Source organism: Amycolatopsis sp. WAC 01375, assembly GCF_003947325.1.
GTDB lineage: Bacteria > Actinomycetota > Actinomycetes > Mycobacteriales > Pseudonocardiaceae > Amycolatopsis.
Genome location: NZ_QHHW01000033.1, coordinates 48,763 through 71,758 on the forward strand (window position 1 = coordinate 48,763; position 22,996 = coordinate 71,758).

General features: G+C 68.2%; 21 protein-coding genes and 1 tRNA gene. 15 read left to right on the forward strand and 7 right to left on the reverse strand.

What is annotated here, in order from left to right; all coding sequences use genetic code 11:
• Positions 1-117 precede the first annotated feature (117 nt).
• Together DL991_RS21275 and DL991_RS21280 are read left to right on the forward strand one after the other, a co-directional pair.
• On the forward strand, positions 118-948 hold the full coding sequence (locus DL991_RS21275; protein ID WP_125786096.1) for a hypothetical protein: 831 nt from the start codon (positions 118-120) through the stop codon (positions 946-948).
• A 56-nt stretch (positions 949-1,004) separates the two neighbouring features.
• The gene (locus DL991_RS21280; RefSeq protein WP_158634445.1) at positions 1,005-1,757 is read left to right on the forward strand and encodes a protein phosphatase 2C domain-containing protein; all 753 of its coding nucleotides are present in this window, start codon (positions 1,005-1,007) and stop codon (positions 1,755-1,757) included.
• Positions 1,758-1,761: 4 nt separating this feature from the next.
• On the opposite strand, the gene DL991_RS21285 is transcribed toward DL991_RS21280, so the two are convergent.
• The 3 genes from DL991_RS21285 to DL991_RS21295 form a co-directional block, all read right to left on the reverse strand.
• Positions 1,762-3,147, reverse strand: a complete 1,386-nt coding sequence (locus DL991_RS21285; RefSeq protein WP_233598936.1) for a site-specific integrase — start codon at positions 3,145-3,147, stop codon at positions 1,762-1,764.
• A 119-nt stretch (positions 3,148-3,266) separates the two neighbouring features.
• A tRNA-Thr gene (locus DL991_RS21290) sits at positions 3,267-3,342 on the reverse strand.
• 44 nt (positions 3,343-3,386) lie between these two features.
• A complete protein-coding gene (locus tag DL991_RS21295) occupies positions 3,387-4,955 on the reverse strand; it encodes an alkaline phosphatase (RefSeq protein WP_233598929.1) in 1,569 nt (522 codons plus the stop codon).
• 149 nt (positions 4,956-5,104) lie between these two features.
• Here DL991_RS21295 and DL991_RS21300 point away from each other — a divergent pair, with 149 nt between their 5' ends.
• The 3 genes from DL991_RS21300 to otsB all read left to right on the forward strand — a co-directional run bounded on the left by DL991_RS21300 (position 5,105) and on the right by otsB (position 10,786).
• Complete coding sequence (locus tag DL991_RS21300) at positions 5,105-6,670, forward strand: threonine/serine exporter ThrE family protein (RefSeq protein ID WP_125786099.1); 1,566 nt, start codon at positions 5,105-5,107, stop codon at positions 6,668-6,670.
• An 81-nt stretch (positions 6,671-6,751) separates the two neighbouring features.
• Entirely contained in the window at positions 6,752-8,203 is a 1,452-nt protein-coding gene (locus DL991_RS21305) for a trehalose-6-phosphate synthase (protein ID WP_125786100.1), read from the forward strand.
• A 54-nt stretch (positions 8,204-8,257) separates the two neighbouring features.
• Positions 8,258-10,786 (forward strand): trehalose-phosphatase, encoded by a 2,529-nt coding sequence (otsB, locus tag DL991_RS21310; RefSeq protein WP_125786101.1) that lies wholly within the window; start codon positions 8,258-8,260, stop codon positions 10,784-10,786.
• A 262-nt stretch (positions 10,787-11,048) separates the two neighbouring features.
• Here the strand turns inward: otsB and DL991_RS21315 are convergent, their stop codons facing one another.
• Both DL991_RS21315 and DL991_RS21320 read right to left on the reverse strand, forming a co-directional pair.
• On the reverse strand, positions 11,049-12,005 hold the full coding sequence (locus DL991_RS21315) for a glycoside hydrolase family 6 protein (RefSeq protein WP_125786102.1): 957 nt from the start codon (positions 12,003-12,005) through the stop codon (positions 11,049-11,051).
• 104 nt (positions 12,006-12,109) lie between these two features.
• Positions 12,110-12,775 carry a C39 family peptidase gene (locus DL991_RS21320; protein ID WP_125786103.1) on the reverse strand — a complete coding sequence of 222 codons (666 nt, stop codon included), beginning with the start codon at positions 12,773-12,775 and terminating at the stop codon, positions 12,110-12,112.
• 158 nt (positions 12,776-12,933) lie between these two features.
• Between DL991_RS21320 and DL991_RS21325 the strand changes: the two genes are divergently transcribed.
• The gene (locus tag DL991_RS21325; RefSeq protein ID WP_199746725.1) at positions 12,934-13,563 is read left to right on the forward strand and encodes an RNA polymerase sigma factor; all 630 of its coding nucleotides are present in this window, start codon (positions 12,934-12,936) and stop codon (positions 13,561-13,563) included.
• A complete protein-coding gene (locus tag DL991_RS21330; protein WP_125786105.1) occupies positions 13,550-14,707 on the forward strand; it encodes a CU044_5270 family protein in 1,158 nt (385 codons plus the stop codon). The genes DL991_RS21325 and DL991_RS21330 overlap by 14 nt, the downstream gene beginning before the upstream one ends.
• On the opposite strand, the gene radA is transcribed toward DL991_RS21330, so the two are convergent.
• A complete protein-coding gene (gene radA, locus DL991_RS21335; RefSeq protein WP_125786106.1) occupies positions 14,704-16,062 on the reverse strand; it encodes a DNA repair protein RadA in 1,359 nt (452 codons plus the stop codon). The two genes, DL991_RS21330 and radA, sit on opposite strands and share 4 nt — an antisense overlap.
• A gap of 112 nt (positions 16,063-16,174) precedes the next feature.
• On the reverse strand, positions 16,175-16,903 hold the full coding sequence (locus tag DL991_RS21340) for a hypothetical protein (protein ID WP_125786107.1): 729 nt from the start codon (positions 16,901-16,903) through the stop codon (positions 16,175-16,177).
• Between the two features lie 297 nt (positions 16,904-17,200).
• Between DL991_RS21340 and DL991_RS21345 the strand changes: the two genes are divergently transcribed.
• The 8 genes from DL991_RS21345 (at position 17,201) to rlmB (ending at position 22,919) form a co-directional block, all read left to right on the forward strand.
• Positions 17,201-17,692, forward strand: coding sequence for a CarD family transcriptional regulator (locus DL991_RS21345; RefSeq protein WP_005165253.1), 492 nt, complete (start codon positions 17,201-17,203; stop codon positions 17,690-17,692).
• Between the two features lie 59 nt (positions 17,693-17,751).
• Entirely contained in the window at positions 17,752-18,399 is a 648-nt protein-coding gene (locus DL991_RS21350) for a 2-C-methyl-D-erythritol 4-phosphate cytidylyltransferase (protein ID WP_370307077.1), read from the forward strand.
• Positions 18,396-18,866: a 2-C-methyl-D-erythritol 2,4-cyclodiphosphate synthase gene (gene ispF / locus DL991_RS21355; protein WP_125786108.1), complete on the forward strand. Its 471-nt coding sequence runs from the start codon at positions 18,396-18,398 to the stop codon at positions 18,864-18,866. The genes DL991_RS21350 and ispF overlap by 4 nt, the downstream gene beginning before the upstream one ends.
• Before the next feature lie 28 nt (positions 18,867-18,894).
• Positions 18,895-19,290, forward strand: a complete 396-nt coding sequence (locus DL991_RS21360) for a PPOX class F420-dependent oxidoreductase (protein ID WP_125786109.1) — start codon at positions 18,895-18,897, stop codon at positions 19,288-19,290.
• Positions 19,291-19,300: 10 nt separating this feature from the next.
• Complete coding sequence (locus tag DL991_RS21365; protein WP_125786110.1) at positions 19,301-19,696, forward strand: PPOX class F420-dependent oxidoreductase; 396 nt, start codon at positions 19,301-19,303, stop codon at positions 19,694-19,696.
• A 106-nt stretch (positions 19,697-19,802) separates the two neighbouring features.
• Positions 19,803-20,489: an HAD family hydrolase gene (locus tag DL991_RS21370; protein WP_125786111.1), complete on the forward strand. Its 687-nt coding sequence runs from the start codon at positions 19,803-19,805 to the stop codon at positions 20,487-20,489.
• A 46-nt stretch (positions 20,490-20,535) separates the two neighbouring features.
• Positions 20,536-21,927 carry a cysteine--tRNA ligase gene (gene cysS, locus DL991_RS21375; RefSeq protein WP_125786112.1) on the forward strand — a complete coding sequence of 464 codons (1,392 nt, stop codon included), beginning with the start codon at positions 20,536-20,538 and terminating at the stop codon, positions 21,925-21,927.
• 35 nt (positions 21,928-21,962) lie between these two features.
• Positions 21,963-22,919 (forward strand): 23S rRNA (guanosine(2251)-2'-O)-methyltransferase RlmB, encoded by a 957-nt coding sequence (gene rlmB, locus DL991_RS21380; protein ID WP_125786113.1) that lies wholly within the window; start codon positions 21,963-21,965, stop codon positions 22,917-22,919.
• Positions 22,920-22,996: the final 77 nt, after the last annotated feature.

Below are 22,996 nucleotides of genomic sequence, written 5' to 3' on the forward strand. Positions count from 1 at the left end.
TGTTTACTCCCCCTAAACTTCGTGAGCCGCATGTTGGGCATCGCGTTGTTTAGGGGGGATAAACGGCAGAGTAGGCCCCCTCCGCGAGAGGTGTCAACCCCCTCTAAACTGACGGCCATGGCGGATGTGGATGACTTCGACGCTGTGCGCGGGGACAACGATCCGATTCGCCGCGCGCGCCGCGCGGCGGCGCTACAGACGCACTACCAGCAACGGGCCACCGAGTTGTCCCGCTTGCGGAAAGCCGCGATCGAAGAAGCACACCGCGACCTGAACCTGAGTTACACCGAGATCGCGAAAGCGCTCGGCATCACGAAGGGTCGGATCACGCAAATCCGAGGCAGTGCGCCTGCTCCGGAGCGCGCGTTCTTTGGCGTGGGACCGGTGAGTGTCGGAGTTCCGCTCCGACACGGCACCGACCACCGGATGCGGACGTACGTCGACGCTGCGGACATGACCGCTCAAGCGCAGGCCGAAGGCATCCTTGCAAGCCTCTCGCTGGCCGCAGAGACCTTCAATATCGAACCGGATCTGGAGACGCCGCCAGCAGGCGACACGATCGTCATCTGCGGCCCGCGCTCAGCTCCCGTCGGATCACGGCTCCTCGCTCGCGACAACCACCTCGGCTTCACGCGCGAGGACGAGCGCTGGCGAATCGACGATCGCGACTCGGGCGAGCACTACTTCTCACCTCGACTCGAAGAGCCTCCGCGCGACGAAGAGTTCGGCTACTTCGCGCGACACCGCGAGGAAGATCGCGTCGTGATCCACGTGGCGGGCATCACCGCGGTCGGCTCCAGCGGCGTGCTGCACTACCTGCAAACAAACGTGAGAGATCTGTTCACGAAGCAAGGCGACGTCTCGTTCAGCATGATCGTCAAGTGCAGCTTTTCAAGCGACACAACGGTTACGTCGAGCGAACTGGTCGCAGGCCCGTACAGGTGGTGACGTGTATGCGGACGGCTACAGCTCAAACGCCTCCCCCTTCGGAAAGTCAGGACCGGGTGCTGGCAAACGAGCGCATGGCGCTTGTTCTCGACGGAGCCAGCGCCTTCGAACCCGTTGACGTGTCGACGGCGCTCTACGTTGACTACCTCGCAGCCGCGATTCAGACCAACCTTGAGGAAGAGCACGACGTCGACCTGCGAACGGTCGTCGCCGACGCGATCCGAGACACCGCAAGCAGGCTCGGACTTCACCCAGGCAACTCACCGTCCAGCACGATCAGCCTGCTCCGCGCCCGCGAAAGCCATATCGATCTGCTCTGCTTAGGCGACAGTGCGATCTACTACGGCGCGGACAGCGTTGAGGTCAACATGCTGACCGACGCTCGACTGTCCAAGCTCGGGATTCCCGAGCACAAGGCCTACCGCGAACGAGTGGCAGCGGGCCACGGCTACGACTCCCGGCACCGCGAGTTGCTCGCGGCATTGCAACGCGAGCAGCGGAAGCGGCGTAACAGAGCGGGCGGGTACTGGATAGCCGAGGCAGACCCGGATGCCGCCTTTCACGCGGTTGTGCAGACCGTTCCACGAAAAGAAATCTCGTGGGCGGTACTCGCGACGGACGGCGCTTACAGTCCAATGCTCCACTTAGGACTCGCGAACTGGGCACGCTTGGCACACGGAAGTGAAGCTGAGCTGGCAAACGTGCTGGACATCTGCGCGGTTTGGGAGAAACGAGACGACCCAAACGGCCATGCACTCCCGCGAGCGAAGGTCAGCGACGACAAGGCGTTGGCGGCAGTCGTTCTGTAAGCCCCTAGTCTTCGGATGCAGCTCGGGGCTGCCGAAGCTTCGGCATCGTGCTACCGATCGTTTCTGCCGCGGCTTTGTCGGCAGCTCCGACCCACGCCGCGTAATGCCGAAGCGTGGTACTGCCGTCCCCATGTCCGAGTCGACCGGCTACCGTCCGAAGGTCTACGCCGGCGGTAAGCAGCTGTGTCGCCGAATAGTGACGTAGCTCCTTGAGCTGCGTCTTCACGCCGAGCTTCCCAACGAGGCGGCCATACCGGCGGGTGATCGAACTGGGGTCCCGGGGCTTGCTGAAGTCAGGTTGCGCGGAGAAGACCCAAGTTTCACCGCTCAGTGCGAGCCCCAAGCTCGACAGCTGCCGAATCGTGGCAGCCCTGAGCTGTTCGAGCAACCGCACGGTCTCAGGGTCAAGAGACACTCGTCTTCCCTGGTGAGTCTTGGTGTCCTTGAGGATCATTCCGTCCGGCCCACGGACGTAGTTCTCATCGAGAGTCACGACCGCGGCATCGAGGTCGACGTCCTTCCACTGAAGCGCCGCGACCTCGCCGCGGCGAGCACCTGTCACCGCGGACAGCCAGACATAGGTTCCCCACTCGGGGCTGACCTCGTGTGCGGCTTCGATTATCCGCGCCATCTCTTGGCTCGATGGCGGGCGAGGTTGCGTCTTCCGCTTGGCGGGCAGGCGAACACTCGGCGCCGGGTTATATGGGATCCGCTTCCAACGCACAGCCGAACTCAGCGCTCCGCTGATGACGCCATGGATCGAACGAATCGACGACGCCGAGTAGGGCTTGCACACATGTGGCCGGCACTCGACCGTTTCACAGCCCGCCGAATCGCAGTTGTGATTCGCCAACTCCTCGGCAGTCGGTCGCCCAGGTCGCCGACAATGTTTCAGCACAACTCGGCACTCATGCTGACCGTCGACCCGATGCTCGACGAACGGCTTTCCGTCGCAACGCTGGCGACAACGACGCAAGTCCGCGTAAAACTTCTCCAAGCGCTCAGGCGCGTCACGCATGAGCAGAACCAACGGAAGGTCGCCGAGCACAGGGCGGATGTGATCCCTGATCATCCACTCGTAGTTCATGCGGGTCGTGGGATCGATCTCGGCCTGCGGAAGCCACTGATCGAGGAGCGCGCCGAAGGTCGACCTTGTCCGGGCGACTTTCAGGGAGTCCGCTTCATGCTGAAGCCGCGTCCTGACCTTCTCCGCTTCCTTCAATGCGGTCCGCTCGGACCTCTCGTTTCCCGGCTTCTCGATCGACACCGATTCCGTTAGAACGATTCGTTCCCCTGTCACGGGGTCCTTCCCGGCGGATACTCGCACCTGGAACGCGTCGCGGTGACGGCGAACGCTACCGCGCTGCCGCCCGCCTTCAATCGAGCCCATGGTCGCCACGAATGCAAGTTAACAGGGCTGGTGGACCAGCTCGTGGACCAAGATCCACAATGACCTGATTGAAGGTGGCTTCTCGGCTGCGTTCATGCTGGTCAGCGATACTTTTGATCTGGAGCCGCCAAGGGGGCTCGAACCCCTGACCTTCTGTTTACAAGACAGATGCTCTACCAGCTGAGCTATAGCGGCCTTGCCCAGGGCAGCCCGGGCGAGCCCAGTATATCGGCGCCCGTTCAGCTCGTCGCAGGGCGCACCCGGGGCTCGCCGGCGACGGTCCGGAAGGCGTGCGCGAACGTCACGGCGGTCGCCGGGTCGCGGCGGTCGGTGACGTAGTACCAGTTCATCCGGACGGCGTCCGGTGTCACTTCGAGGACGCCGGGGCCGTGCGAGTCGAGTTCCACGAAGCGCACGTGCGGGTTCAGCGCGCGGATCGCGGCCTCGACCTTCAGCGAGCCGGTCCGCGGCGGGACACCGAGTTGCTCGTCGATGTTGTCCGAGGTGACCGACGGGCAGACGAACTCCACCGCGACGCTCGTCCCGTCCCGCGGCACGTCGTTCGCCCACGAAGAGTGGACGTCGCCGGTCAGGAACACCGTGTTGCCCCGGCCTTGTGCGGCGATCGTGTCGAGGACCCGGCGGCGATCTTCGGTGTAGCCGTCCCACTGGTCGGTGTTCACCGTGGTCGGCTGGCCGTCGAGCAGGTCGCCGAGCGCGAGCCGTTCGCGGGTCGGCAGCGCGGGGATCTTGATCGGCGTGACCATCACCGAGTTCCCGATCAGGTTCCAGGACGCCGTCCCGCGCGCGAGGCCGTCCAGGAACCACCGCCGTTGCTCGGCGCCGAGGATGGTGCCCTCCGCCGAAGCCGCGCCGGGCTGCCGGGTCCGGTACGTCCGCAGGTCCAGCATGGTGAGGTCGGCCAGCGTCCCGAACTTCAGCCGCCGGTACAGCCGGTCGCCGCGGTGCCGCACCGGCATCCATTCGAAGTACGCCCGGTGCGCGGCCCGCATCCGGTCGCGCCAGTCACCCTCGGTCGCCGGGTCGTGTGACGGCGACCCGCCGGACCAAGCGTTGTCGGCGGCCTCGTGGTCGTCCCAGGTCGCGACCATCGGGTGACGGACGTGCAGCCGTCGGAGGTGCTCGTCGGTCTTGTACATCGCGTGGCGTTGCCGGTAGTCCCCCAGGGTGATCAACTCGTTGGGCGGTACCGAAGGCCGGAGATCACCCGCAGGGTTGGGATTCCCTTCGTAGAGGTAGTCACCCAGGTGAATGAAGGCGTCGAGGTCGTCACGGTCGGCCAAATAGCCGTAGGGGGCGAAGTGACCGACTGCCCAATTGGCACACGAGACCACGCCGAATCGCAGGCTCGCGACGTCCTCGTCGTGCGAAGGCGCGGTGCGTGTCCGCCCGGTCTGCGAGACCTTCCCCTGAGCCGTGAAGCGGTACCAGTACGCCGTCGACGCGCACAGTCCCTCCGCCGTCACCTTCACCGTGTGGTCACGTTCCGGCCCGGTCCGGAGGTGACCGCGCGCGACGACGCCGGCGAATCCGGCGTCCTTCGCCACCTCCCACCCGACGTCCACCGGTGCCCCTTTTCCGGATCCCGGAACGGCCTCGGCCGAGGGCGTGACCCGGGTCCAGAGAAGCACCGAATCGGGCATCGGGTCGCCGGAGGCCACGCCGTGCGCGAAAACCGGGGCCTCCGCCCCGCTAGATGCCCCCGAAAGGGTGAATGTCGCCGCAGTCCCGGCCGCGGTGAAACCGGCCGCCCGAAGGACGGATCGCCTGCTCACGGAGGACGCCATGGCATGCAGTGTGCCGCAAACCCACCGAGTGACGATGATCTTCCTCTGACGTGGTGGACGCCACTTCGGGTTTCCTGCAACGGTCGGGCCACCGCCCCCGATGCTCCTCGGGAATGTACCGGCGAAGAGAGTGAGGAGGTGGATCGATCATGAAGATCAACGAGCACACCAAGGGAGCCCAGCGCGGCGAACGTGGTGCCGAAAAGAACCAGGACGAAACACCCGAACGCGGCGAATGGCTGCTGGAGGCCCCGCGCCAGCGTGACGGAGAGCGATCGATCCACCAGGCCCGCTCGCACCGGCCGAATCTGCTGCGCCGCCGCGCCTGGCAGATCCTCGAAGCCCCGACGGCCGAGCAGCCCGCCGTCGAGAGCGACGAGGCGATGGGCCCGAAGCCGCCCGACGACTCGACGGTCAACTTCGTCCTGGACCTCGCCCTGCGCATCGGCGAGGTCCAGATGTCGAGCGGCGCCGGCGCCTCCGACGTCACCGCGACGATCATCGCGCTGACCTCCGCGCTCGGCCTTCCGCACTGCGAGGTCGACGTGATCTTCACGTCGATCACGGTGACCTGCCACCGCGGCACCGACATGGCACCGGTGACGGCGCTGCGCGTGGTCCGCTCGCGCAGCCTCGACTACACGCGGCTCACCCAGACGGAGACGCTGGTCCGCCGGATCGTCCGCGGGAACATCGCCGCCGAAGAAGCGCAGCAGGAACTCCAGCGGTTCACGACCGCGCCGCACCCGTACCCCCGTTGGGTGGCCACGGCCGCTTGGGGCGGGCTGGCCGGGTTCATCACCCTGATCCTCGGTGGCAGCATCGACGTCGCGCTGGTCGCGCTGGTGATCAGCGCGGTCATCGACCGCCTCGGCCGGTTCCTCAACCGCTTCGCGCTGCCGTTCTTCTTCCAACAGGTGATCGGCGGCTTGTTCGCGACCCTGTCCGCGATGGCGATAGTGAGCAGCAACCTGCTCACCACGGACAAACCCACGCTGGTCGTCGCGGCGGCCGTCACCGTGCTGCTGTCCGGTCTCTCCACGGTTTCCGCCGTGCAGGACGCCATCACCGGCTATTACGTCACGGCGGCCGGGCGCACGATGGAAACCGCGCTGATGAGTGCCGGACTGATCGCGGGCGTGGTGCTGGCGCTGAAGATCGCGCTGTTGCTCAAGATGCCGCTGACGCCGCTGCCCGAGGTCATCTCCTCGACGCCGCAGGACCTGCCGGTCATCATCCTCGGCAGCGTCGGCGCGTCGGCCTGCTTCGCGCTCGCCTCGTATTCGACGCTGCGCGCGATGATCGTCGCGGGAGCGGCCGGCGCCATCGGCGGTGCGGTGTACGGCGCCTTGATGCTGACCGACTTCCAGGCCGTCAGCTCGTCCGCCGTCGCCGCCACGCTGGTCGGTTTCTGCGGTGGCGTGCTCGCCAGGCGGCTCAAGGTGACGCCGCTCGTGGTGGCTGTGTCCGGCATCACGCCCCTCCTCCCCGGTCTCTCCACCTATCGTGGTCTATACCAATTGGGCGTCGAGCCCGGCGGGAACATCTCGACGCTGATGACCGCGGTCGCGATCGGGCTTGCCCTGGCAGCGGGCGTGGTACTCGGCGAATACCTCGCGCAACCGGTGCGGACGGGGCTCGGCAGGCTCGAACGCAAGTTCGCCGGACCGCGAATGGCGGGTCCGATGGAACCCGCCGAACGACGCTTGGAGTGATCGCTCGCCGACGGGCCGCGGCCTCCTCGCGCGATAGGGTTTCCGCTTAGGGCAGCGACCCGCGAATCGAGGGAGCGGCTGGTGGACGAAGTGATTGCCGAGACGAGCAGAACGGCCTCCGCGGATTTCGTGGTGGTGGCGAACAGGCTCCCGGTGGACCTCGAACGGACCGCCGACGGGAGCAGGCGCTGGACGGCGAGCCCTGGCGGGCTGGTGTCGGCGCTCGAACCGTTCCTGCGCTCACGCAAGGGTGCCTGGGTCGGCTGGCCCGGCGTGCCCGACGTCGAGGTCGAGGAGTTCGACGACGACGGCTTGGTCCTCCACCCGGTCTCCCTGACCTCGGACGACGTTCGCGACTACTACGAGGGCTTCTCCAACGCGACGCTCTGGCCGCTGTACCACGACGTGGTGGCCAGGCCGGTGTTCGACCGGAGCTGGTGGGAGTCCTACGTCCGGGTGAACCGGCGCTTCGCCGAGGCGAGCGCGAAGGTCGCCGCCGAGGGCGCGACCGTGTGGATCCAGGACTACCAGTTGCAGCTGGTACCGGCGATGCTCCGCGAACTGCGCCCCGACCTGCGGATCGGCTTCTTCCTGCACATCCCGTTCCCCCCGGTCGAGTTGTTCATGCAGATGCCGTGGCGGACCGAGATCGTCCGCGGCCTGGTCGGGGCCGACCTCGTCGGCTTCCACCGGCCGGGTGGCGCGCAGAACTTCCTCTGGCTGGCGCGGCAGCTGGCCGGTCTCGAGTCCAGCCGCGGCGCGGTCGGCATCCGCACCCGCCCCGGCCTGATGCAGGTCGGCGACCGCACCGTGCGGGTCGGCGCGTTCCCGATCTCCATCGACGCCATCGGCCTCGACAAACTCGCCAAGACCAAGGGGGTCGCCGAACGCGCCGCCCAGCTGCGCCGCGACTTGGGCAATCCGAAGAAGGTCCTGCTCGGCGTCGACCGGCTCGACTACACGAAGGGCATCGACCTGCGGTTGCAGGCGCTGCACGAGTTGCTGCACGAAGGCCGCGTCCGCCCGGAGGACGTCACGTTCGTCCAGCTGGCCACGCCGAGCCGCGAGCGGGTCGAGCACTACCAGCGGATGCGCGGCGACATCGAGCAGATGGTCGGCAGGATCAACGGCGAATTCGCCCGCGTGGGTCACCCGGTCGTGCATTATCTGCATCAGTCCGTGAACCGGACGGAGCTGGCCGCGTTCTTCTCCGCGGCCGACGTCATGGTGGTCACTCCCCTGCGTGACGGGATGAACCTCGTCTGCAAGGAGTACGTCGCCTGCCGCCACGAACTGGGTGGCGCGCTCGTGCTCTCGGAGTTCGCCGGCGCCGCGGCGGAGCTGACCAGTGCACTCCTGGTCAACCCGCATGACCTGGACGGGGTGAAGAACGCCTTGGAGACTGCCATTACGCTCGACCCCGCAGAGGGACGCCGCCGTATGCGCGCCATGCGTCGACAGGTCCTCACGCATGACGTCGACCGCTGGGCGCGCTCGTTCCTCCAGGCGCTTGGTGCCGAACCGGCCGACTGACTGTGTCTCCATAAACACCATCCAGTCCCCCGCTACGCTCCCGAGGAGAAATCGTTGACCGCCGAGGCACTGCCCGCCGAGCTGAGGCGCGCGATTGTCCAGGTCGCGCGCACGCCGCGGCTGCTGGTCGCCTGCGACTACGACGGCACGCTCGCTCCGATCACGGCCAATCCGGACGAAGCCCGGCCGCTGCCCGAATCGGTAGGCGCGCTCAGGTCGCTGGCCGGCCTGCACGAGACGACCACCGCGGTCATCTCCGGCCGTGCGCTGCGCGATCTCGCCACCCTGTCCCGTCTCCCGGCCGAGGTGAACCTGGTCGGCAGCCACGGATCCGAGTTCGACATCGGCTTCATCCACGCGCTCGACGACAAGGCCCGCGAGCTCCACAGACGGCTTGAAGCCGAGCTGGAGAACCTGGTGCTCGACGTGCCGGGCGTCTCGCTCGAGGTCAAGCCCGCGAGCATCGCGGTGCACGTCCGCCGCGCCGAGCACGAGGCGGGCCGCCGGGTCCTTCGTGATGTCCACAATGGACCGTCGAAGTGGGAGGGCGTGTCCACGACCGACGGCAAGGAGGTCGTCGAGCTCGCGGTCGTCCAGACGGACAAGGGTCGCGCGCTGGACACCCTGCGTCACCAGGTCGGCGCGACGGCGGCGATCTTCCTCGGCGACGACGTCACCGACGAGAAGGCGTTCGCCCGGATCTCCGGCCCGGACCTCGGCGTGAAGGTCGGCGACGGGGAAAGCCTCGCGCAGTACCGCGTTCCGGACACCGTCGACGTCGCGATGGCGCTCGCCTTCCTCCTCGAAGAGCGGCGCAACTGGCTCTACGGCGAGCAGGCCCCGCCGATCGAGCGGCTTTCCATGCTGGCCAACGAACGCTCGGTCGCGCTCGTCACGCCGGACGCCCGGCTGACCTGGCTGTGCCACCCCGGCCCCGACGCGCCCGCGATCTTCGCGGATCTGCTCGGCGGCGCCGGTGCCGGTCACTTCTCGATCAAGCCGCACCGCAACGGCCTGCCGCTCGGGCAGCGTTACCTGCCGAACACGATGACGGTCGAGACCCGCTGGTCGCGACTGCTCGTCACCGACTACCTCGAGCCGGAGAGCCCCGCGCACCGCACGGATCTCGTCCGCGTGATCTCGGGCGAGACGGCCGCTGAGATCGTTTTCGCGCCGCGCCCCGAATTCGGTGGTGTGCCGGTGAAGCTGGTCGCCGACGAGGACGGGATCCTGGTGCAGGGCACCTCGGAACCGTTCGCGCTGCGTTCGCCGGGCGTGGAGTGGGAGATCACCTCCGACGGGATGAACGACACCGCGACGGCGCTCGTCACTCCCACCCCGGAGAATCCGGTGGTGCTCGAACTCCGTTGCGGCACCTCGGATCTCGGCGCGCACGAACTGTCCGAAGTGGAGCGACGCTCGCGTGCGGGCGACTACTGGAGCACCTGGGCGCAGACGCTCAAACTGCCCAGCGTCCAGACCGACCTCGTCGGCCGCTCGGCGCTGACCTTGCGTGGCCTGGTCAACGCCGACACCGGTGGCGTGCTCGCGGCGGCGACGTCTTCGCTGCCGGAGGAGATCGGTGGCGTCCGCAACTGGGACTACCGCTACTGCTGGATCCGCGACGCGGCCATGACCGTGCGCGAACTCGTCCACCTCGGCTCGACCGACGAGGCCGAAGGCTACCTCCGCTGGCTGCACGGCGTGCTGTCCACATTGGCCGGTCCGGAGCGGCTGCATCCGCTGTACACCTTGGCGGGCAGCGTGATCGGCGCCGAAGCGGTCATCGAATCGCTGCCGGGATACGCCGGTTCGCGGCCGGTCCGCGTCGGCAACCTCGCGAACCACCAGGTACAGCTGGACGTTTTCGGCCCGGTCGTCGAACTCGTGCAGACGCTGGCGGAGGCGCGCGGCGAACTGCGCGACGAGGACTGGCAGATGGTGCGCGCGATGGCCGAGGCCGTCACGCGGCGCTGGAACGAGCCGGACCACGGCATCTGGGAGGAGCGGCACGTGCCGCGCCACCGGGTGTACTCGCGGGTGATGTGCTGGGTGACCATCGACCGGGCGATCAAACTGGGCGAGGTCTACGGCCGGACGGTTCCTGGCGCGTGGCCTTCGCTGCGTGACGAGATCGCCGAGGACGTGCTGGACAAGGGCTGGAACGAAGAGGTCCAGGCCTTCACCACCGCCTACGACGGGACGGACCTCGACGCCGCTTCGCTGTTCGTCGGGCTGACCGGGCTGATCGACCCGGCCGACCCGCGCTTCCAGTCCACGGTGACCGCGATCGAGGCGGAACTGCGCAGTGGGTCCACTGTGTACCGTTACCGCCGCGACGACGGCCTCCCCGGCGGCGAGGGTGGCTTCCACATCTGCGCGGCCTGGCTCATCGAGGCGTACCTGCTCACCGGGCGGCGCACCGAGGCCGAGGAACTGTTCACGCAGATCGTCGACGCCGCGGGCCCGACCGGTCTGCTGCCCGAGCAGTTCGACCCGATCGCGGAACGCTCGCTGGGCAACCACCCGCAGGCGTACTCGCACATCGGGCTGATCCGCTGCGCGAACCTGCTTTCCCGGTAGCCCGCTCAAGTAGCGAGGAAAGGGTGTCGTGAGTGATCAGGACGGCTAGAACCGTCCTGATCACTCACGATCCCTTCGAGACAGTGTCCTTTGTGGACAGCGACGAAAAGGCCCCCTTCTCTCGGCTGAGCCGAGGGAAGGGGGCCTTTTCGGGGATGGAGGCGTCGCGCCGGCTGCTGTCCAAGGGGTCGTGGCCTTCGCCTTCTCGGGAGAACGAAAGTCACAGACGAACAGCCGGCGCGACGGGTCTTGTGGGGAGAGGTCAGGTCCCGCTGATCAGGCGCAGGGCCAGATCGGGGCTGAACTGACCGGCTTCGACGTTCGGCGCGATGCCGCATTTGCCGTCGGAGTCACCCGGCACCTTGACCCACAGCAGCATCTCGGCGCCGCCGCCGGTCTGCGAGGTCGCCCCGAGTTTGCGCCCGGCCGGGTTGCACCACTCGGAGCCAAGCGGGCCGTTGCCGTTGCGGCTCGTGTCGATCGTGAACGGCTTGGTGTAGCCGTACTTGCTCGACAGCGCCGCGCTGACGGCTTTGCCGTAGTTCGCCGAGTCGGTGGTGGTCTTGTAGTTCGACACGTTGATCGCGAGACCGCGGATCGACTTCACGCCGACAGCGTTGAGCCGGTCGGCCATGGTCGCGGCCGGGATCCAGGTCGAGTTGCCGCCGTCCATGTACGCCCAGGTGTTCGGGGCCTTCGCGGCGAACTGCTCCGCGGCGTACTTGAGCAGGTCGAGGCGGGTCTGGCGCTCACCGGTGGGCAGGCAGTCGACCTGCGCGAGCGCGTCCGGCTCGATGACGACGACCGCGGGTTTGCCGCCGATGCCGTCGGCGAAGTTCGAGATCCAGGTGCGGTACGCCTCCGGGCTGCCCGCGCCGCCACCGGAGTGACCGCCGCAGTCGCGGCCGGGGATGTTGTAGGCGACCAGGATCGGCAGCTTGTCCGCGACGTCGGCGGCGTAGGTAAAGCCGTCGACGGCCGTCGTGATGTTCCCGCTCCAGTTGCCGAACCAGCGCGCGCCCGCCTTCGTGGAGATGGCGGCCTTGATCTTGTCGGCGGTGCTGCCCGGGTTGTTCTTCACCCAGGCGGCGGGGTTGGAGTTCGGGTCGACGTAGAAGCCGTTGGTCTTCTCAAGGGGGTTGCCGTCGGCGGCCTGGGCCGGCGCGGCGATGAGGGCCAGCAACGAAGCGGCCACCAGACCGAGCGTCTTGATGCGCATGGACACCAGCTTCGAGCCCTCCCGTACAAGATTCGTACAACCCGGCCATTCGGCACCTGCTTGCGACACTTCACGCCGCAAGTAGGTGCCGAATGGCGAAGGGGTCAGGCCGAGTAGCCCTTCGGCGGGATCAGGGTGGCGAGCTGGTTGAAGGTGAGCCAGTAGATCTGGTTGCCGCCGAAGTTGGCCGGGTCGGCGATCTTCACCGTCATGTTGTCGCTGTTGTAGCCGATGATCGTGAAGTAGTGGTAGATCGTGTAGTTCGGGTAGCCCGGCGGGTGGTTGTTCGCCGGGGCGACGATGTTCGCGACGATCGCGTAGCCCTTGTCGACGTCCAGCACGATGTCGCGCCACAGGAGGTCGCGCTGCGCCTGGGTCGGCGGGTCGTTCGGCATCTCCTTGGTCTCGTACCAGCCACCGGCGACGTGGTTGTTGAGGACGCGGGTGACCTGCCCGATCCAGTCGGTGCCGTTGGTGCTGGTCGGGAGCTCGTTCGCGAGCTGCTGCTGGCTCGGCGGGTTGCCGTTCTTCGCCGAGATGGCGATGCGGGTGGCGGCCGGGCCGCACCAGTACCCGGTCTCCTGGATCTGGTACTGGATGTTGAGCTCCGCGGCCGCCCGGACCCCTTCGACCTTGGCGGGCGGCGCCATCGAATTCACGAAGCCGGGCGCGGGTACGACGTTCTCACCTTGAGCGACGGCCACCGCCGGCGCGGTGATCAGTGCGGACACCGCGAGCGCGGCGACGACCGCGGTCCTGAGTCGACGCATGGTAATCCTTCCCCAGTTTCACTTCGGATCGGTGAATAGTGAACAGGATCTCCGGTACCGAGGCTTTTGTCTGCGGCCTCACCTGCGCCGCCCCCGATCGGTCCACGACGAAAGTAGGATCGAATGAACGCTCATGGGCTCATCGGGCAATAGCGATCGTGCAGGTGATGAAAGACGATCACGAGCAGGCCGGCACGCGTGGACTGGACAGGCCGGATCTCGGTGGTCCCGACCCCGCGCCCGTCTTCGGCATGCTCTTCGACGCCCACGCGGCCCCGCTGCAGCGCTACCTCGCGCGCCGCGTCGGCACCGAGACCGCGCACGACCTCGTCGCCGAGACGTTCCTCGTGGCGCTCCGGAGACGGGAGACGTACCGCCCGGAGGCCGGGACGGCGCGGGCGTGGCTGTACGGCATCGCGACCAATCTGCTGCGGCACCACGTCCGCACGGAGACCCGGGCGCTCACCGCGACGGCCCGGCTCGCGGCCGCCGGCCAGACGGTCTCGGCCGGGCACGACGGGCGGGTCGCCGAGCGGGTCGACGCGCAGTCCCGCGCGGCCCAGCTGGCGGGCGCGCTGGCCGAATTGAGCGTCGCGGACCGGGACACCCTGCTGCTGGTCTCGTGGGCGGGGCTGGAACCCGGCGAGGTCGCCGAGGCGCTGGGGATTCCCGCCGGGACGGTCAGATCACGGCTGCACCGGATCCGGAGATGGCTGCGCGCCAACGCTCCGGAGTCCACAAAGGACGGTTCAGGTAACGAGGAGGAGGGTGAAAGTGCACGGCGGTAGCATCAGGAAGGTGTGGTCCGAGGCCGAACTCGACGAGGCGCTGGCCGGCCTCCACGCGGAACCGGAAACCCGGCAGGACGAACTGTCCCGCGCCAGGGCGGCGCTCCTGCGGGCCGCCGGCGACGTCGACGACGAACTCCTCCCCGCGACCGCGCCCCCGGTGAAGAAGCGGCCGGGCTCGTGGCGGTGGATCGCGGCCGCGGCCGCCGCGGCGCTGGTGTCCGGCGGCGGGATCGTGGCGACGAACGTCTTCACCGCCGACGACGGCCCGGACCCCGCGGCCCACTCGGCCCTCACCCGGGGCGAAGACGCGCTCGAAGCCCTCCACGGCGACGATTTCCCGATCCGGGACGACCAGTACCGGCTCGTCACCGAATCCACTTGGACCACACACGTCACCAAGACCGGGCTCGTCTACCAAACCCACGAGATCCTCGAACGATGGCTGCCGCCGCACGGCCGGAAGCCGATCAAGACGCGCTTCACCGGAACCGGCGAGATCCGATGGGTCAAGGGCGACTACCAGACGGCCATGTCCTACGGCGAAGCGCTTCCGGGCCCGTCGTCCCACGTCACCGTGGACGAGGCGAAGCCGCCTCGAACCACCACCACCTCACCGGCGCCTCCGCCGTTGAAGACCTCCGAGGCGCAGCCGCCCGTCCCGTCCCGGGATCGGCTGCCGTCGAAAAGCGGGTGGACCCACCCCACCCCGGAGTTCCTTTCGGAACTGCCCGCCGACCCGGCCAAGCTGTCCGAGCGGCTCCGCCGCGACGGCCTCTGGCCGGACGGCCGCTCACCGGAGCAGCCGAACTCGGCGCCCGAGATGTTCGAGATGGCCTTCAACGTCCTCCGGTCTTCCCAGGGCTTCGGCGCGCTGCGGGTGGCACTGTGCAAAGCGCTCGCGACAATGCCCGGCATCGCCGTGGAAAGCGTGGCCGGTCCCGGCGGACGGCCCGCGGTGTCCTTCACGGTCGCGTTGCCGGACCAGACGCGCACCTTCGTCGTCGACCGGGCCACGGCGGCCGTCGCCGGGAACCGCGCCGTCCGGTCCAACGGACAGGACGAGGACTGGCCGGGGACGACCTTGTTCGACACGACGATCTCGGTGGTGATCACCGACGACGGCGGCCCCCCGCCTGGCTAGCGCGCGTGCTTGGCGGCGTTGAGCGCGCTTCCGACGTCCGACACCTCCAGCACCCGGATCCCCGGCGGGATCTTGCCGGAGTCCGGCGGCACCAGCGCGTAGGTGAAGCCGAGCCGGGCGGCCTCCGCGAGCCGCCGCCCGACGCTCGGCACCCGCCGGACCTCGCCCGACAGCCCGACCTCGCCCATCGCGACGAGTTTGGGCGAGAGCGGGGTGTCCCTCGCCGAGGAGATCAGGGCCAGCACCACCGCGAGGTCGATGCCGGGTTCGGTGATCTTCATGCCGCCGACCGTCGCCACGTAGACGTCCTTGTCGCCGACCTTGATGTTCGCCCGCTTCTCGACCACGGCCAGCACCATCGCGACGCGCGCCGAATCGAGACCGCTCACCGCGCGCCGCGGCTGCGGTGACTGGGTCGCCGACACCAGCGCCTGCACCTCGCCGAGCAGTGGCCGCTTGCCCTCCATGGTCACCGTGACCGCGGTGCCCGCGACCGGCTCCGCGGTGTGGCTGAGGAACAACCCCGACGGGTCGGGAACGCCGACGATGCCTTCCTCGACCAGTTCGAAGCAGCCGATCTCGTCGGCGGCGCCGAACCGGTTCTTGATCCCGCGCAGCATCCGCAGCGTCGAATGCTTGTCGCCCTCGAACTGCAGGACGACGTCGACCAGGTGCTCCAGCACGCGCGGCCCGGCGACCGAACCGTCCTTCGTGACGTGACCGACCAGCACGATCGGCAGCCCGCGTTCCTTGGCGAGCGCGACCAGCCCGGCGGTGACCGCGCGGACCTGCGTGACCCCGCCCGGCGCGCCCTCCACCTGCGGCGAGGCCATGGTCTGGACCGAGTCGACGATCAGCACCCCCGGCTTGACCGCGTCGACGTGGCCGAGGATCGCGGAGAGATCGCTCTCGGCCGCGAGGAACATCTCGTCGTGGACGTTGCCGGTGCGCTCGGCGCGCAGGCGCACCTGCCCCGCCGACTCCTCGCCGGTGACGTACAGCGCGCGGCCCGCGGTGGACGCCCATTGATAGGCGACCTCCAGCAGGAGGGTCGACTTGCCGACACCGGGCTCACCGGCGAGCAGGATCACCGCGCCCGGCACGAATCCGCCGCCGAGCACCCGGTCCAGTTCGGAGACGCCGGTGGGCTTGGCCCGCGCCGTCTCGACGTCGACCTCGCCGATCGGGCGCGCCGGGGCACTGGGCGCGCCCGCCGCGACCCTGGCTATCGCGGGACGGGCGTCGCCGCGCTCCTCGAGCGTTCCCCATGCCTGACATTCCGGGCAGCGCCCGACCCACTTCGGCGCCTCGTACCCGCATTCGCCGCAGCGGTAGGTACTGCCTTTCTTGACCACTCCGCGAGGCTAGCGGCCACCACCGACAAACCCGGGCAACGACGCAAGTACATGAAGGCCCCCTTCACCGCGCTAGGCGCAATGAAGGGGGCCTTCATGTACTTGCGAGGACTTAGTGTCCGCCGCCCTTGGCTTCCTTCTCCGGCGCGGGCGCCCGGCTGCCCGGGTGCGACGGCGCCGCGACCGGCAGGTCCAGCGTGATCGAGCCGGAGTTCTTGAAGACGAAGGTGACCTTGATCGTCTGGCCCGCCCACACCGGCTGCTTCAGCCCCTGCAGCACGACCGTGGCCTTGCCCACCTGATCCGGCGCGCCGGACGCCTCCGGGCCCGCGGACGGCGTGACCGTCCCGGCGACGCTCGAAGACGGGGCGCCGGACTCACTGCTCGACGGGGCACCCGAGGACGACGGCGCGCCCGAGGACGAAGCCGGCGCGGAGGACGGGGCGCTCGTCGGAGCGACCTCCTTGGTCGACTCGACCGAGTCGGAGGGGCCGATCACGAGCGCGTGGCTCGCGACGATGGCCTTGGCCCCGGTGATCTTGGCGTCGCCCGTGGCGGCTTCGGAGGACACCGAGACGAGCTCGTCGTCCTGCTTGCCCTGGTTCACGATCGTCAGCGTCAGCGGCACGGCGGCACCGGCCGGGTACGCCTGGCCCTCGGCAGGGAACTGGAGCGCGGCGTTCCGCAGCACCAGGTCTTTCGCCTGCGCGTACGTCCCGTTGACCGCGGGCTGCTGCGAGTCGGTCTGGGTGATCTGACCAGCACTGCAGCCGGCGAGCACGAACGCGGCGCCGAGCGCCAGCACACCTGCGCCGAACACGCGCCGATTCTGCAGCCTCACGTCGGAGTCCTTCCATCTCACGGCCTCTTCACCGCGAAGACTAGCCGGGCGCCTTCGCGGCCGGAGAACCCGGTGCGCGTTGACACGCCACCAATGCGGTGACGTGCCCAAGATCAACCGTCCACAAAGGAATTGGAAATCGTTCGCTTCTCACCAGCGTGAGCATGGGCGAATTGGGTTTGTCAACCCCCCGGCGGACCACCGTCAGGCCGCTGACCTGCGACGACGATCGCAGGCCGCTAGGTGGGCCTCGTCGGCACGTGCTAAGATGAATTCAGCGAAAGGGGCAGAGGACACATGGTTTTCAAGGTCGGAGAGACCGTCGTCTACCCGCACCACGGTGCCGCACTCATCGAAGCCATCGAGACCCGCGTGATCAAGGGCGAGGAGAAGAAGTACCTCGTCCTCAAAGTCGCGCAAGGGGATCTTACGGTTCGCGTGCCCGCTGACAACGCCGAGATCGTCGGTGTTCGTGATGTCGTCGGGCAAGAAGGACTGGACAAGGTTTTCGACGTTCTGCGTGCTCCGCACACCGAAGAGCCCACGAACTGGTCTCGTCGGTACAAGGCCAACCTCGAGAAGCTCGCCTCCGGCGATGTGAACAAGGTGGCCGAAGTGGTGCGCGACCTCTGGCGGCGAGAGAAGGACCGCGGACTTTCAGCCGGTGAGAAGCGCATGCTGGCGAAGGCGCGGCAAATTCTGGTCAGCGAGCTGGCGCTCGCGGAGGGCACCGACGAGGACAAGGCTGAAGTCCTCCTCGACGAAGTTCTGGAAACCGCGGCAGTCTGAACCGGCGGGTGTCCCACGCCAGGTGAGGCTGCGGGGGATACCTCTACGATCGCGCACATATGAGCAACGTCGATATGAGCACGATCGTGTTCGTCACTGTCGTCAGACACCATGCCTCCGACGCGGAGCTCGCTCTCGCGCCGGTCAATGGTGAAGCGTTACTCACGCACACTGTGCGGGGGCTGCTCGCGCTGCCGGATCTCGATCTGGTGGTCGTAGCGGCCCCCGAGCGGTGTGCTGATTTGTTTTCGGCCGCTTTGAGTGGCTTCGGAAACCGTTGCCGGATAGTACCCGGCCCGTCGCTCAAGCACGCTTTCGACACCGTCGAAAACGAAATCGCCGGAAACCCCGTCTTTCTCGTGCACGACGCTTTGCGTGCGTTCACTCCCGCGGACACGGTCCGTGCCGTCGCGGACGCGGTCCGTGCCGGCTCCCCTTTCGTGGCTCCTGTACTTCCGATGGCGGACACCGTGAAGGTGACCGACGCGGCGAAGGTGATCACAGGTACCGAGGACCGCGCATATCTGCGCACGGCCCAAACCCCGCTCGGCTTCACCCGTGAGACTTTTCTCTCGTATGCCGGCAAGCCGTCTCTCGATGGCGCGCACACCGTCGCCGGACATCCGGATGCGATGCGCGTCACCAACGCGTTCGAACTGAAACTGGCCGAAGCGATCGCGGTGGCCGGGAAAGAGGAAACCCTGTGAGGATCGGGAACGGCGTCGACGTCCACCCCGTCGAGGCGGGCCGCGAATGCTGGATCGCCGGGCTCCTCTGGCCCGGCGTCGACGGCTGCGCGGGACATTCCGACGGCGACGTCGCGGCGCACGCGTTGTGTGACGCGCTGCTGTCCGCGGCCGGGCTCGGTGATCTCGGCGCGGTGTTCGGCACCGGCGATCCGCGGTGGGCGGGCAAGCACGGTGTCGAGTTCCTCGCGGAGGCGCGGCGTCTGGTCGAGGCGGGCGGCTGGACCGTCGGGAACGCGACCGTCCAGATCGTGGGCAACGCGCCGCGCGTCGGGAAGCGCCGCGACGAGGCCCAGAAGGTGTTGAGCGAGGCCGTCGGCGGGCCGGTGAGCGTCTCCGGGACGACGACCGACGGGCTCGGCCTGACCGGACGCGGCGAGGGCATCGCGGCGTTCGCGACGGCGCTGCTCCTGCCCTCGCAGGAATAGCCGCCGCCGGAAGCCGGTTCGGGCTGTCATGGCAGTCACACTTCCCGAACCGGTCCGCGAACTGGTGGACGGCAGGAACTTCGCGACCGTGGCCACGCTGGACGCCGACGGCGGCCCGCAGACCTCGGTCATCTGGGTGGGCCTCGACGACGGCGATCTGGTCTTCAGCGCCACCGAAGACAGGTTGAAGGTGCGAAACCTCCGTCGCGACCCTCGCGCGAGCGTGTCGATCACCGACGCCGAGAACCCGTACCGGCACACGCAACTCCGTGGCACGGTCACGATCACCCCGGACCCCGAAAAGGTGCTCCCGAAGGCGCTCAGCCACAAGTACCTCGGCCAGGACCCGCCGCCGGAGGGCCCGGAGGTCGAGCGGGTGATCGTCCGCCTGCGGGTGGACAGGATCGCCGGGAACGTGGCTTAGGCTCGCGATCATGGGTGTGACCTTCAACGACGCGACCAAGAAACTCCTCGACGGCAACAACTTCCCGGTGCTGGCGACCATCAACGCCGACGGCTCCGCGCAGACGTCCGTGCTGTGGGCGAAGCGGGACGGCGACACGGTGCTCTTCGCTACCGTTCGCGGCCGTCTCAAGGAGCGGAACATGGCCAGGGACCCGCGGGTGTCCGTCTCGGTCTTCGACCAGGAGAACCCGTACGACTACGTCGAGATCCGCGGAACCGTGGAGATGACCGACGCAGGCGGGCGCGAGCTGATCAACGAGCTCTCGCACAAGTACCTCGGCAAGGACTACCCGGAGGAGCCGGCGGACGTCGTCCGCGTGCTGGTCCGGATCACGCCGACCAGGATCACCGGCAACGCCGCCTGAAGCTGAGATGAAAGGCCCCTTCATTGCAAAATTTGCAATGAAGGGGCCTTTCATCTCACGCACGGGGAGCGGCGAACACCCCACGATCGTGGCTAATGTGGGGCCCGTGACCTTTCGCGCTGTGTTGTTCGACTTCTCCGGCACGGTCTTCCGCCTCGAACAGGACGAGACCTGGCTCGCCGACCTCACCGATCACGAGGGGGAAAACCTCGACATCGAGGCCCAGACCGAGCTGATGCGCCGGATGACCGCGCCGGTCGGCCAGGTCGTCGATCTCGACGAGGAGCATCTGCACGCCTGGAACCACCGCGACCGCGACCCGGCGCTGCACCGGAAGGTGTACCTCGAGGTCCTCAAGCAGTCCGGGGTACCGCACGCCGACCAGGCCGTCGCGCTCTACACCCGGCTGATCGATCCCGGCCAGTGGACGCCGTACCCGGACACCGAAGCCGTCCTCAAGGGCGTCTCCGGCAAGGGCGTGAAGCTCGGGGTGCTGAGCAACATCGCCTTCGACATCCGGCCGGCGTTCAGCCGCCGCGGCTGGGACGCGTTCGTCGACGAGTTCATCCTGTCGTTCGAGGTCGGAGCGGTGAAGCCGGAGCCGGAGATCTTCCGCACGGCCGTCGAGCGGCTCGGCGTCGACCCGGCGGAAACGCTGATGGTCGGCGACAGCGAGGAGGCGGACGGCGCCGCGCGAGAGATCGGCTGCGCGTTCGCGCTGGTGGAGCCCCTGCCGACGACCGAGCGGCCGGACGCCCTGCTCAGCGTCATGCGCACCCATAACCTGCTGTAATACGGTCACTGCGACACCGCTCACGCCGACCCCGTACCCTTTTAGGGTGGCACTACACCTCTATGACACCGCGACCCGGAGCGTGCGGGAATTCCATCCCGCCCGTAGCGGAACGGCGTCCATGTACGTGTGTGGTGCCACCGTGCAGGGCGTTCCCCATATCGGTCACGTCCGCGGCGCGCTGAACTACGACGTCCTGCGCCGCTGGCTCGTCCACAGTGGACTCGACGTGCTGATGGTCCGCAACGTCACCGACATCGACGACAAGATCCTCACCAAGGCCGCGGACGCGGATCGTCCCTGGTGGGAGTGGGCGGCCACGCACGAGCGCGCCTTCGAATCGGCGTACGAGTCGCTGGGCTGCCTGCCGCCTTCGATCGCCCCCCGGGCGACGGGGCACGTCACGCAGATGGTCGAACTGATGCAGCGGCTGATCGACGGCGGGCACGCCTACGCCTCGGGCGGCGACGTGTACTTCTCGGTCAAGGCGTTCGACGGTTACGGCGATCTGTCCGGCCAGAAGCTCGACGAGGTCCAGCAGGGCGAGAGCCTCGGCGAGGGCAAGCGCGACGCCCGCGACTTCACGTTGTGGAAGGCCGCGAAGCCGGGCGAGCCGTCGTGGCCGACGCCGTGGGGCTCCGGCCGTCCCGGCTGGCACCTCGAATGCTCGGCGATGGCGACGGCGTACCTCGGCGCGGAGTTCGACATCCACGGCGGCGGCGTCGACCTGGTGTTCCCGCACCACGAGAACGAGCGCGCGCAGTCCAACGCGGCGGGCGACGGGTTCGCGCGGTTCTGGCTGCACAACGCCTGGGTGACCATGTCCGGCGAGAAGATGTCGAAGTCGCTGGGCAACACGGTCTCGATCCCGGCGATGCTCGAGAACTACCGGGCGCCCGAACTGCGGTACTACCTGGTCCAGCCGCACTACCGGTCGACGATCGAGTACTCCGACGGGGCGGTCGGCGAGGCCGCGCAGGGCTACCGGAGGATCGAGCAGTTCCTTCGCCGCACGGCGGGCATCGCCGGCGCGGTCCACCTCGGCGAGGTCCCGAAGGAGTTCGCCGCCGCGCTCGACGACGACCTGGCCACTCCGCAGGCCTTCGCAGTGCTGCACAACACGGTCCGCGACGGTAACGCAGCACTCGACGCGGCCGACAATTCCAAGGCACTCGAAATCGCCGCCTCCGTGCGCGCGATGACCGACGTGCTCGGCCTCGACCCGCTCTCCGCGCGCTGGTCCGAGGCGGGCGGCAACGAAACGCCCACCCGGCAGGCGCTGTCCGAACTCGTGGAAGGGCTGCTCGCCGAACGGCAGCAGGCCCGCGCCGAGAAGGACTTCGCCCGTGCGGACGCCGCGCGTGACCGCCTCCAGCAGGCGGGCATCGTGGTGGAAGACACCCCGAACGGTCCACAGTGGACCGTCAAGGACGTCTGACACTTACTCGGTCTCTAGCTCAAGGATTCTCACTGATGGCAGGCAACTCCCGGCGCCAGGGCGCTATTCGCAAGCCCGGCACGAAGAAGGGTCAGGTCGTCGGCTCCGGCGGCCAGCGCCGGAAGGGCCTCGAAGGCAAGGGCCCGACGCCCAAAGCCGAGGACCGGCCGGGGCACAAGGCGTATCGCATGTCGAACGCGCGTGACCGCAAGGAACAGGCCCGGCAGAAGAAGGCGGACAAGCCGGAACTGATCGCCGGCCGCAACCCGGTCGTCGAGGCGCTGCGCGCCGACGTGCCCGCCACCGCGCTGTACGTCGCGATCAACATCGAGATCGACGACCGCGTCAACGAGGCCGTCCGGCTCGCCGGCGACAAGGGCATCTCGATCCTGGAGATCCCGCGCGAGGAACTCGACCGCAAGACGAACCGGGCCATGCACCAGGGCCTCGGCCTGCAGGTCCCGCCGTTCGTGTACGCCGACCCGCGTGACCTGATGGCGGTCGCGAAGGACTCGGGCCAGACCCCGCTGTTCGTCGCGCTCGACGGCGTCACCGACCCGCGCAACCTCGGCGCGGTGATCCGCTCGGCCGCCGCGTTCGGCGCGCAGGGCGTCCTCCTGCCGGAGCGGCGCAGCGCGGGGATGACCGCGGTCGCGTGGCGGACCTCCGCCGGCACCGCCGCCAAGCTGCCGATCGCCGTCGCGACCAACCTGACCCGTCAGCTGAAGGCGTGGAAGGACGACGGCCTGATGGTCGTCGGGCTCGACGCGGACGGTTCGGTCGACATCGACCAGCTGGACGTCGCGTCGGATCCGCTGGTCATCGTGCTCGGCTCGGAAGGCCGCGGCCTCTCCCGGCTGGTGCGCGAGACCTGTGACGCGACCGTGTCGATCCCGATGGCCGCCGGTGTCGAGTCGCTCAACGCGTCGGTCGCGGCCGGCGTGCTGCTGGCCGAGGTGGCGCGCCGTCGTCGTATCGTGGGACGTGTCTGACCCCGCACTTCGTCGACACGGTGCGGGGTGCTCAGGCTAAGGTCACCAGCGGATAACGCGTAACCGCCCTGGGGGAC